At 31.9% G+C, this 12,520-nt stretch carries 8 protein-coding genes; all 8 read right to left on the bottom strand.

Going from position 1 to position 12,520, the window contains the following annotated elements; translation table 11 throughout:
* Window positions 1-12: 12 nt before the first annotated feature.
* Window positions 13-969 (bottom strand): 6-phosphofructokinase, encoded by a 957-nt coding sequence (gene pfkA, locus AB3K27_RS02355; RefSeq protein WP_368489657.1) that lies wholly within the window; start codon window positions 967-969, stop codon window positions 13-15.
* 206 nt (window positions 970-1,175) lie between these two features.
* Entirely contained in the window at window positions 1,176-4,652 is a 3,477-nt protein-coding gene (locus AB3K27_RS02350) for a DNA polymerase III subunit alpha (protein WP_368489656.1), read from the bottom strand.
* Between the two features lie 218 nt (window positions 4,653-4,870).
* On the bottom strand, window positions 4,871-6,175 hold the full coding sequence (locus AB3K27_RS02345) for a DRTGG domain-containing protein (RefSeq protein ID WP_368489655.1): 1,305 nt from the start codon (window positions 6,173-6,175) through the stop codon (window positions 4,871-4,873).
* A gap of 11 nt (window positions 6,176-6,186) precedes the next feature.
* Window positions 6,187-7,137, bottom strand: coding sequence for a DNA-binding protein WhiA (whiA, locus tag AB3K27_RS02340; RefSeq protein WP_368489654.1), 951 nt, complete (start codon window positions 7,135-7,137; stop codon window positions 6,187-6,189).
* A 13-nt stretch (window positions 7,138-7,150) separates the two neighbouring features.
* Window positions 7,151-8,479 carry a uridine diphosphate-N-acetylglucosamine-binding protein YvcK gene (gene yvcK, locus AB3K27_RS02335; RefSeq protein ID WP_368489653.1) on the bottom strand — a complete coding sequence of 443 codons (1,329 nt, stop codon included), beginning with the start codon at window positions 8,477-8,479 and terminating at the stop codon, window positions 7,151-7,153.
* The gene (gene rapZ / locus AB3K27_RS02330; protein WP_368489652.1) at window positions 8,476-9,357 is read right to left on the bottom strand and encodes an RNase adapter RapZ; all 882 of its coding nucleotides are present in this window, start codon (window positions 9,355-9,357) and stop codon (window positions 8,476-8,478) included. Before rapZ ends, yvcK begins: the two co-directional genes overlap by 4 nt.
* A 169-nt stretch (window positions 9,358-9,526) precedes the next feature.
* Window positions 9,527-10,441, bottom strand: coding sequence for a UDP-N-acetylmuramate dehydrogenase (murB, locus tag AB3K27_RS02325; RefSeq protein ID WP_368489651.1), 915 nt, complete (start codon window positions 10,439-10,441; stop codon window positions 9,527-9,529).
* A gap of 203 nt (window positions 10,442-10,644) precedes the next feature.
* Entirely contained in the window at window positions 10,645-12,513 is a 1,869-nt protein-coding gene (gene uvrC, locus AB3K27_RS02320) for an excinuclease ABC subunit UvrC (protein ID WP_368489650.1), read from the bottom strand.
* Window positions 12,514-12,520 lie beyond the last annotated feature (7 nt).

Here is a 12,520-nt window from a genome sequence, read left to right as displayed (position 1 = left end):
TTTTCCCCATTATCATGCTAATGCTTCTGCTATTTCATATAGTTTTTCATCAAATCTTCTTGGCATACTTAAGGCTTCATCTATATCCAAATCAATAACTTTTCCCTCTTTAATGCCAATAACTCTTGAAGTTTTTCCCTCTTCTAATAGTTCAACAGCCCTATATCCAAATCTTGAAGCCAATATTCTATCCCTGCAGGTAGGACTGCCTCCACGTTGAATATGTCCTAATTTCGTAGCTCTTGCCTCTATTCCAGTAACATACTGTATTTTTTTTGCCAAGGCCTCGGCTCCCCCTATACCTTCTGCTAGAACTATCAAATTATGCACTTTGCCATTTAACTTTGCCTCCAATATATTTTTACACAATTCTTCTTGCTCATATCCTTTTTCCGGTACAATTATATTTTCAGCTCCGCCGGCAAGCCCTGCATGAAGAGCTATATCTCCACAGTTTCTCCCCATAACTTCTACAATACTTACCCTCTGATGGGATGTTGAAGTATCTCTTAATTTATTAATTGCATCTAAAACTGTATTTGTTGCAGTATCAAACCCTATAGTAAAATCTGTATATGAAAGATCATTATCTATAGTTCCCGGTATTCCAATAGTTGATATGCCTAATTTAGATAATTCCTGGGCTCCTCTGAAGGAACCGTCTCCACCTATTACTACCAGTCCATCTATTTTAAATTTTTTTAGTACATCTACTGCCATTTTTTTACCCTTATCTGTTTTAAACTCTTCAGATCTGGCAGTTTTTAATATGGTGCCTCCCCGCTGTATAATATCTGCTACACTTTTTCTTTCCATAGGTGTTATTTCACCATTTATAAGTCCACTATATCCTCTTTCTATTCCCAATATACTAAACTTTTTATCCAAAGCTGTTCTTACCACTGCCCTTATGGCAGCATTCATACCCGGTGCATCTCCCCCACTGGTTAATACCGCTATCTTTTTCATACATAAAACCTCCCATAATTATAAGAAACCAAATATCCCTGCCAACTTAAAGCCAACCTTTATCTAAAACTATATAATCTTATTTATACCACAATTATGTATTTTTTACCATAACATAATCAACCTTATTTAATTTATAAGTATACAAAGAAAAAGTTTTCTTTAATATTTTGTTTATTTTATAATAAAAATATACAAATTTTATTTTATATTATTTTCACATTGTTGTCTCCAAATCTTTTTTTCAATATAGCCATAAGCTCTAAATCGGATTTTACCCACAGTTCTCTGTCCAACCTGAATTTTTTTCTCTCTTTTTGTGTACATAAATACACCGGAACACTTCCACTAAAATTTATAAATAAAGGCTTAACTTCTTTCAAGGTGTTTCTTATATCCTGCTGTTCTTCAATTAAGATATAAAGTTTTTCCGTATCTATTCTCATAAGGGGCTCTATAACTTCACAGATTAACTTAGGCTGCTCCTCTTCTCTAATACTTATCCTGCCCTTTACCAAAACTATGGAATCATCATAAATTAAACTTTTAAATTTCTGAAAAATTTTAGAGAATATTATTATCTCCATGATTCCATATAGGTCTTCTAATCTAGCAAAAGCCATCATGTCATTATTCTTAGTAATTTTTCTAGATACCTGTGATAATATTCCTCCAACTATAACTTTATCTCCATCTCTTACTCTAGATTCTTCTATGAAACCTTCTTCTAATGTTTCCCTAGCTATTATATCTGATATCTTAGTATCTGTTTGTAATCTTAAGGTCTTCTCGTATTCATCTAAAGGATGACCTGAAAGATACAGACCTGTCATTTCCTTCTCCATAGACAGCATATCTCTTTTCATGAATTCCTTTATAGAAGGATACTGTATTTCTATACTACTGTCCTCTATCTGGGAAAAAAGACTTATCTGCCCCTTTATATTTTTTTTTCTTGAGTTTATGACACTATCAATTATTTTTTCATATACTAAACTTAATTGTGAACGATACTTTCCAAAACAATCAAACGCTCCTGCCTTAATTAAGCTTTCTACTACCCTTTTATTTATTGACTGTATTTCTATATTACTACAAAAATCCACTAAATCTTTGAATTTACCATACTTTAACCTGGACTTAACTATGCTGTCTATTATATTTTCCCCTACATTTTTTACAGCAGATAATCCAAATCTTATTTTACCATTTTCCACTGTAAATTTTGCATAACTTTCATTAATACTAGGAGGCAATACTTCTATTCCAATCCCTTTTGCGAACCTTATATAATACGCCACCTTTTCACTGTCGCCTTTTACACTGTTTAACATTGCTGCTGTAAATTCTGTAGGATAATAATGCATTAGATATGCTGTTTGAAAAGCCACTACGGCATAAGCGGCAGCATGTGATTTGTTAAATGCATAGGATGCAAAATCTATCATGGAATCAAATATATCATTGGCAGCCTTTTCAGATATGCCGTTTCTTATACATCCCGGTACTTCTACTTTTCCATTTTCATCTACTATGCCATATACAAAGTTACGCCTTTCCTCTTCCATAACATGGTGCTTTTTCTTAGACATTGCACGTCTTACAAGATCACTTCTTCCCATGGAATAACCTGCCAGATCTCTTACAATCTGCATTACCTGTTCTTGATACACCATGCATCCATAAGTAACGGATAAAATATGTTCAAGCTGTGGGGTTACATAATTAATTTCATGAACATTATTCTTATTTTTAATATATTTTGGTATTTCAGCCATAGGTCCCGGTCTATAAAGGCTGATTCCGGCTATTATATCCTCCAGAGAATCTGGTTTCAATTCTTTCATGAAAGAGGTCATTCCCGGAGATTCAAATTGAAAAACTCCTACAGTTTTTCCCTGTCCTATCATATCATACACTGCTTTATCATCATAATCTATGTTATCTAAGTCAATGCTTTCTCCCTTGTTTTCTTTAATCATGGTAAGGGCATCCCTTAAAACTGTCAAAGTTCTAAGTCCTAAAAAGTCCATTTTTAAGAGACCAAGTTCCTCTAATGTATTCATAGTGAATTGAGTTACTATATTGCCTTCATTTTTCTGGAGGGGTACATAATTTATCAGAGGTTCCGAGGCTATAACCACTCCTGCCGCATGGGTGGAAGTGTGTCTTGGAAGCCCTTCAAGTGCCTTCGCCACATCTATTAACTCTTTAGTTCTAGGCTCCTCTTCATAGGCTTCCTTAAATTCCGGGTTGATTTCAAGTGCTTTATCTATAGTTATATTTGGCATTGTGGGAATCATTTTAGCTATTCTATCTACTTCTCCATAAGGATAATTCATTGCCCTTCCCACATCTCTTATACATGCTCTAGCGGCCATGGTTCCAAATGTTACAATTTGTGATACATTGTTTTTACCATATTTTCCCACCACATAATCTATAACCTCTCCTCGTCTTTCATAACAAAAATCACTATCAATATCTGGCATGGATATTCTCTCTGGATTCAGAAAACGCTCAAATATCAGGTTATATTTTATGGGATCTACTTTAGTAATTCCAAGGGTATATGCAACTATTGAGCCAACTCCGCTGCCCCTACCCGGTCCTGTCATAATTCCATTTTGCGTGGCAAATCTTATAAAATCCCAAACTATTAAGAAATAATCTACATATCCCATTTTCTTTATTATATCTAATTCATATTCCAGTCTGTTTATTAAATTGTCATCTATATTTTTATATCTTTTTTCAAGTCCCTTATAACATAGTTCTCTCATATATTCATAAGGGTCTATGTCTTCCTCAAGAGGAAACTTAGGTAGTTTTGAATTGTGAAACTCATAGTCAAAGCTGCACTGTTTCGCTATTTTCACTGTATTTTCCAGAGCTTCTGGCACATAAGAGAATATTTCATACATTTGTTCTGGAGATTTTAAATAAAATTCGTCTGAAGGATATCTCATCCTCTGTTCTTCGTCCACAGTTTTCCCTGTCTGTATACAAAGCAAAACATCATGAGACCTATAATCCTCTTTTCTTATATAGTGCACATCATTTGTTGCAACTAAAGGAATATTGAGTTCTTTGGACATGGATATCAGTTCCTGGTTTATTTTTAGTTGTTCTTCTATACCATGATATTGAAGTTCAAGGTAAAATCCTTCTCTAAATATCTTTTTATAAAAAAGAGCTATTTCTTTTGCTGTTTTTACATTATCTTTTAATATATTTGCCTGTACTTCACCACCCATGCAGGCACTTAATGCTATTAATCCTTTACTATGTTCCCTTAGATAGTCATGGTCTACTCTTGGTTTATAATAAAATCCTTCAATAGAAGCTGTGGAAACTATTTTCATCAAATTTTTATATCCCTCTTTATTTTTTACCAGAAGCACTAAATGGTAATTCTCATTTTCTCCATTATTTTGCTTTACATACATAGACTTTTGGGACACATATATTTCACACCCTATTATGGGTTTAATTCCCTGAGCTTTAGCCTCCTTATAAAATTCCACACAACCATACATACTCCCATGATCTGTTATAGCAATGCTATCCATACCTAATTCTTTAGCTCTGGCTACAAGTTCTGAAATTTTAGCTGAAGAATCTAGGAGAGAGTATTCTGTATGCTGGTGTAAGCTTACCCATTTGTATTTTTTATCACCCATTTAAAACAGTCTACCTCCTTTTTTATCAAGTGATTCTTATATTCAGATAGAGTTTACTATAAGAAATGTTTTTCTCCATCTAAATCTTATAAGAACTTATCCAGGGGCGTATCAGTGCTTATTTCCCGCTTTGAAGAAACCGGAAATTCTCACCCATAGCCCTCGGATAAAAAATAGCCGGTCAGCACGCCAGTCTACCGAAAATTTCTAATAGTAAATCACTTTCTTATTATCCTTGCAGATAAAATACATTTTCCAGCTATATTCTTGTTATTAAACATATTTACCTCTACTTTGCAATGATTTATTCCAAGATCTATTACATCAATATATATTTCAATCTGCTTATCTATTTGTATAGGTTTCATAAAATATGTGCTTATGCTGTCCACTACCAACATATTAGTATTACTTTTCTGCCTCAAAGTTACGATGGCCATGGTAGACAAAATCATATTTAAAGAACTCCACGAAGCTGTTCCTATATCATTTAACATTTCTGGAGTTATTTTTCCTATAAAACAAAACTTATTATCTCTTACCTGCCATTTAAATTTTTTTAGTATCAGATCTTCCAGTGTCTCTCCTGATTGAGGCTGCCTTGCCATATAATGAAGTGCTTTTATTATATCTCTTTTAGTTATAATTCCTATAAGCTTTTTATAATTTACTACAGGAAATACTTCCAATCCTTTTAAATCCATCATATGAGCCGCATAAGCCACTGTAGTTTTGGGTTTTACTACAATGGGATCTTTACGCATTATCTTACTTACAGGTTCATTATCCAAATTATGATTTGGCAGATCCTCTAAAGATACGATTCCTAATACTCTTTTTTGATTGTCTACCACAGGATATATTTTGTAATTAACTTTTTCCATTATTTTTCTCCATACGTACACTGTATCCGTATCTTTGAGATAACAAGGATCATTTTGCATTATATCTTCTACAAGAACTATTTCTTTTTTTATCAAATTTTCTGAAAGTGCTCTATTTATCATACTTGCCACTGTAAATGTATCATAATTTGTAGATATTATTGGAAGGCACTTCTTATTTGCCAATTTCTTTATTTCATTACTACATTTAAAACCTCCTGTTATAAGAACTCCTGCTCCATTTAGAATAGCAAGTTTTTGAACTTCTTCTCTGTTACCCGTTATAACAAGACAATCTTTCTCTATGTACTGCTTCATAGTATCTAGAGTCATGGCACCTATTATAAAATGGTGTAATATCTTATATATTCCATCTTTTCCTCCAAGTAAATTTCCATCTACAATATTTATAACATCAGCATAAGTTAATTTTTCTATATTTTTCTTTTCAACCTTTTCTATCCTTACAGTTCCCACTCTGGGAATGGTAGTAACTATACCAAGATCAGCAGAATGTTTTATAGCCCTATATACAGTTCCATGGCTAACGCCTAATTCACTGGCTACGCTTCTAACTGAAATTCTGGTTCCAGCTTTTAATGAAAGTATGTATTCCATTAGCTTCTCATGCTTTGACATTGAATAAGTTCCTACCTTTCTCTTCTTAGTTCGTCTGCTATTTTTTCAATTTTTCTCAATCTATGATTTACTCCGGATTTACCCACTTTGGGAGTTAGCATTTCACCTAACTCCTTTAAAGATTCATCTGGATATTTTAATCTTAATTGTGCAATTTCTTTTAAATTAGTAGGAAGCCTATTTAGACCTATTTCCCTTTGTATAAGTTTTATACTTTCAGATTGTCTTACAGACGCATTTACAGTTTTACTTAAATTTGCAGTTTCACAGTTTACAAGTCTATTAACATTATTTCTCATTTCCTTTATTATTCTTATGTTCTCCAATTCCAAAAGAGAAGAATGAGCTCCTATTATATTTAATAAATCTACTATTTGTTCCCCTTCTTTAAGGTATATTATAAAACTATTTTTTCTCTGTATTACTTTAGAATTTAACCCATATCCATTTATAAGGTTACTCAATTCTTTTGCATATTCATTATTATGGGTAACAAATTCAAGATGATAAGTTTTTTCCGGATTACTGATACTCCCTCCTCCTAAAAAAGCTCCTCTAATATAGGCTCTTTTAAGTTCTTCACTTTCCATAATATTCTTAGGTATACTGTAATTTAAAGAAAAAACATTATCCTCTTCTTTTAAAATCCCCACTTTTCTAAGTAAGGATTTTACATCCATATTTTCCGTTATCATTATCATATAAACATTATTTTTCTTAAAGGAATTATTTTTTTTAACAAGTATTTTGGTATGTATATCAAATTTATCCTTTAATATTCTGAATATAAGTCTAGCAGTGGCAGCATTTTCAGTAATTATTTTAAAATTAAAATGTTTATTTGCACCTAAAAGCAAGGTTCCACTTACTTTCATTATTGCAGATAATTCTGCTACAGCTTCCCTTTCACTAATAATTCTATATCTACAAATTTCATTTTTTACTTTCAATGAAAATGACATATCTCTCTCCCGCTTATCTTTTATTTTCTTTTAATCTCTCTGACAAATAGAAATACTCTATTCTTTTCTTTCTATCATATAAAAGTTTTTTATCCATAATAGTTTCTATTAATATGGATGCTAATTTTTCAGAATTATGCCTTATTAATCCATTTTTAATACTTATAAAATCTCCTTCAATAACTTTTACACCTAAAGAAGATACTTTATCATCATTTATTTTTACCAAATGGGATTCTTCTTCTTTGTATTTTCCTTCTAGTTCTACATCTATTTTTCCCACATTAACAATTACATAATCCATTATATCATTTCCTACATGCTTAAAAATAGTACTTATATGATCCTCCACAGAAAATCCATCCGTTTCTCCCGGCTGGGTCATTATATTTGAAACATAAAGTCTTATAGCCGGAGTTTTTCTTACTGCATTTGCTATATCTTTTACCAAAAGATTTGGAATTACACTGGTATAAAGACTTCCCGGTCCCAATATTATCGCATCTGCTTCCAGTATGGCATCTACTGCTTCCCTTAAAGCTCTAGCATTTTCAGGTTCTATAAATATTTTATCTATACAAGTGTTTTGATTAATGGCTTGCTGAGGAATATTGGACTCTCCAGATACTATAGTGCCATTCTTTAACTTTGCCCTTAAAACCAGATTATCCAGGGTAACTGGCATTACCCTTCCCGTTACCGCAAGTACAGAACTCATTTTATGAACAGCCTCCTCAAAGTTTCCGGATATGCCATCCATAGCCGCTAGAAACAAATTACCAAAACTTTGATTTTTTAGCCTTCCATCTTTAAACCTGTACTGCAGAAGTTCTTCCATAAGAGGTTCTGTGTCTGCAAGGGCCATTATACAGTTTCTGATATCTCCAGGTGGAAGCATTCCAAGATCCTCTCTAAGATCTCCAGAGCCTCCTCCATCATCTGCCACGGTAACTATAGCTGTTATATTTGAAGTGTAGTATTTAAGACCTCTAAGCATAGTAGAAAGGCCAGTACCTCCTCCTATAGCAACAATTTTAGGACCTTTGACTAATAAACGTTTCTCATATATTAAATTTTCCAACTTTTTAGAATCTAAAGATACACTTAAATATCCCTTGTTTATAAGAGCTATTATAGATCTCATTCCTTGAGTTATAGAAATATATACCACAAAAATTCCTGATGCCATCAAGAATATATAAAAAGATATATAATAAGGACTATAGAATCTTCTATTTATAAACTCAATTACCCCAAATATTATAAAAAGTACCCCCATAGCCCCCAGCATAACCCATCTTTTAACCTTAATGCCAGGTCTAAACCAATCTATAATCTTCATAGCTTTTTACCACCTTTAATATCTTCTTCTATATCCCTGTGGTCTATGTTCACCCTATGGCCATTATCTTTTAATCTATTATAAATAGTATTTGCAATAGTTACAGAGCGGTGTCTTCCTCCTGTACATCCTATAGATACAATAAGTTGTCTTTTACCTTCTTTCAAATAATTTGGTATTAAAAATTCCAACATATCCTCCAGCTTATCTATAAATTCAACAGTTTCCTTAAAATTCATTATATAATCAACTACAATTTTATCTCTGCCGGAATGCTTTTTCAGTTCAGAAATATAGAAAGGATTAGGTAGAAATCTCACATCAAATACCAAATCCGAATCAACAGGTATACCATATTTAAAACCAAAAGAAAGCACGGTAATTATCAATTGAGTCTCCATTTGGCCTTCTTCGGAATATATCCTTGTTATCTCTTCTCTAAGTTCTCTTGTTGCCAATTTAGAGGTATCTATTATGTTATCTGATCTATCTTTTATTTCCCTAAGTCTATTCCTTTCCATGAGTATTCCATTTAAAATTCTGCCATCAGGTGCCAGAGGATGTTTTCTTCTAGATTCTTTAAATCTTTTAATCAATACTTCATCTGAAGCATCTAAAAATAATATTTCATATTTATATCCTTGTTTTTGTAGATAATTTAAACTCTCAAAAATATCATCAAAAAATTGTCCTCCTCTTATATCTATAACAAGTGCTATTTTATCAATTTTTCCGTCAGTTTGATAACAGGCTTCTGCAAATTTAGGTATTAGTGTAGGGGGTAGATTATCTACACAAAAGAAACCTAAATCTTCTAAATTTCTTATGGCTTGAGTTTTTCCGGCTCCAGACAATCCTGTTACTATAACAAATCTCACAGTACATCCCTCCATGAGCAATATTTTATCCGAACACTTCAAATTCACAATTACAGTACATATTTATTTCTTAATTATAACATAACCAACTATAACAATAAAATATAACTAAAAAGGAGAATCCAGTGCAGTATACACTAATCCTCCAGCTTCAATATCCTATCTTTATCTAGTCTTCCCCTATAATTCTAACTTCAGTATATAAATCTATATCGAAGTTTTGCTTTACCCTATCCTGTACAATAGATATTAAAGTCAAAATATCCCTTGCAGTAGCATTTCCCTTGTTTATTATAAAACCTGAATGTTTTTCAGATACCTGTGCATCCCCTACACTTTCTCCCTTTAAGCCACTATCCTCTATAAGCTTCGCAGCAAAATGTCCCTGTGGTCTTTTAAAGGTGCTGCCTGCAGAAGCATACTCCAAAGGTTGTTTTTCATTTCTTCTTCTATTCAGGTCTTCTATACGGCTCATTATATTTTGTTTATTACCCTTTTGCAGATTAAATGTAACTTCTAAAATGGTATATCCATTTTTCAATATAGAACTCATTCTATAACCTAGTTCCATTTCTTCTCTATTAAGTGATATAATTTCCCCACTATTACATATAACTTTGGCACTTTCTATCACATTTGAAATTTCTCCATTATAGGCACCTGCGTTCATGGTAACTGCACCACCTACACTTCCGGGGATACCACAGGCAAACTCAAATCCTGTTAAACAGTTTTCTAGTGCTACAGTTGAAATATCTTTTAATGATGCACCACTTTCTGTAACAATTTTGTTTCCTTTAACCTGAATTTTATTTAATTTTATAAGTTTAATCATTATACCCCTTATACCACCATCTTTTACCAGTAAATTGGAGCCATTTCCCATTATATAATAAGGTACATTTTCCTTTTTACATAATTTCACCACATCTACTACCTGATTAAAATTTTCAGGGGTAAGCAATACATCTACAGGTCCTCCTACTTTAAATGAGGTATGTTCTTTCATAGACTCATCTATTTTTATATCCTCTATATCCAATATCTCTCTTAACTTTATAGCAAAATCTTTAAACTTGTTCATTATAAATATTCTCCTCGAAAATTAAAATTATGTATCATACTCAGTATAATGTATGTATAATTCTTAATCAATATTTAGATATAATCTACTTAAAATTAGCAATATGACGATTATTATATTATCTCATCTGTGATTTTTACCTATTAATACCGCCAATTATAGTATATTATACAAACTATATTGCTATATCAAACTAAATTTATTCAACCTTTATATCCTTTGAAATAAGAAACTATACTCTCTGCCGTACGCATATCTATAGAGGGAGTACTTCTAAGTTCCTCTATACTTGCTTTTTTTATATTTTCTATACTTACAAATTTTTTTAAAAGCTCTTTTTTTCTCTTCGCACCTACATTTGGTATATCCTCTAATATAGAATGAAGTACCCTTTTATTCCTCAAGCTCCTATGGTAAGTTACAGCAAATCTATGAGCTTCATCCTGTATTCGGGTAATTAATTTAATCACATTAGAGTTCTTATTTACCAGCAATTCTTTATTTTCATATATAAGTCCTCTAGTTCTGTGTCTATCATCCTTCACCATACCGCATACAGGTATATCTACGTTAAATTCTTCTAGTACTTCAAGAGCTACATTTACCTGGCCTTTTCCTCCATCCATAAGAATTAAATCAGGAAATACACTAAATTTTCCTGCACTAAATTCTAATTTTTTTTCTTTTATTCTCTTTATTTCTTCCATGCCATTTTGAAATCTTCTTGTTAGAATCTCCTTCATACTTTTATAATCATTGGCTCCCTTTACTGTATTAATTTTAAATCTCCTATAATCATTATGCTTTGCCCTTCCATTTTCAAAGACTACCATGGTACCCACAGAATCTACTCCCTGAATATTAGATATATCGTAAGCTTCTATCCTATGTGGAATATCATCCAGGTTAAGTACTTCTCTAAGTTCTTCTAAAGACCTTTTATACATTTTTTTATCTTGAATAAATTTTAATTTAAAGTTTTTCAAAGTGGTCTTGGCATTTTTTTTCACTAAGTCTAAAACTGCCTTTTTGTCACCTTTCTGGGGCATTTTAATATATACCTTAGAATTCCTTTTAATACTGAGCCAATCTTCTAATAATTGAACATCATAAATTTCTGGCACATATATTGTCTTGGCTATATATGCTGTGCCTCCATAAAATTCTTTAATAAAGTTTGCTATTACTTCGCCTTTAGGAAGATCTTGTGTATCTTCTACAATGAAATGTTCTCTTCCTATTATTTTTCCTGTTCTGGAAAAAAACACTTGAATGCAGGTATCCTTTTCATCAGAATATATATTTATAAAATCTTCATCTTCAAAACTACCGGTGGTTATTTTTTGTTTTTCAATAATTTTTTCCAATGCAAAAATCTTATCTCTTAGTTCTGCTGCCTTTTCAAATTCCATATTTTGGGATGAAATATCCATATCCTCTTTTAATTTCCTAATTATATCCTTGTTCTTTCCTGATAAAAACTCTATAACCCCAGATATAATTTTTCCGTATTCTTCTTTGCTGATATGTCCTGCACAAGGTGCCCTGCACAATCCTATATGATAATTCAGACAGGGTCTACCTTCTACATCTCCAGTTTTTATATTAAGTCTGCAATCCCTTATAGGAAATATCTTCTTTATAACCTCCATAGTTTCATAAACTACCCCGGTACTTATATAAGGTCCAAAATATTTTGCACCATCTTTTACCTTGTTTCTGGCACATATTATCCTTGGAAAATCTTCATTTAAAGTTATTTTTATAAGTGGGTATATTTTATCATCTTTTAACAATATATTGTATCTTGGTCTGTATTTTTTTATTAAATTACATTCTAATACAAGGGCTTCCATTTCAGAATCTGTAACTATATACTCAAACTCTGAAATATGCTTAACCATTGTTCTTACTTTTTCAGAGTGATTTTTAGATTCTTGGAAATATTGTCTAACCCTATTTTTTAAAATCTTTGCTTTTCCTACATATATTACTTCTCCTAAAGAATTTTTCATTAAATATACCCCAGGTTTATCCGGTAATATTTTTAACTGCTGTTGAAAATCAAACACTAAATTC

It is taken from the genome of Clostridium sp. BJN0013 (genome assembly GCF_040939125.1).
Classification (GTDB): Bacteria; Bacillota; Clostridia; order Clostridiales; family Clostridiaceae; genus Clostridium_B.
The sequence above is the reverse complement of the archived record's forward strand: the minus strand, read 5'-3'. Positions and strand labels throughout refer to the sequence as shown.

Coding starts and splice junctions, on each gene's coding strand:
- whiA (WP_368489654.1), bottom strand. CDS start 7,137: ATGTCATTTTCATTGAAAGTAAAAAATGAAATTTGTAGATATAGAATT.
- pfkA (WP_368489657.1), bottom strand. CDS start 969: ATGAAAAAGATAGCGGTATTAACCAGTGGGGGAGATGCACCGGGTATG.
- murB (WP_368489651.1), bottom strand. CDS start 10,441: ATGAACAAGTTTAAAGATTTTGCTATAAAGTTAAGAGAGATATTGGAT.
- AB3K27_RS02350 (WP_368489656.1), bottom strand. CDS start 4,652: ATGGGTGATAAAAAATACAAATGGGTAAGCTTACACCAGCATACAGAA.
- AB3K27_RS02345 (WP_368489655.1), bottom strand. CDS start 6,175: ATGTCAAAGCATGAGAAGCTAATGGAATACATACTTTCATTAAAAGCT.
- yvcK (WP_368489653.1), bottom strand. CDS start 8,479: ATGAAGATTATAGATTGGTTTAGACCTGGCATTAAGGTTAAAAGATGG.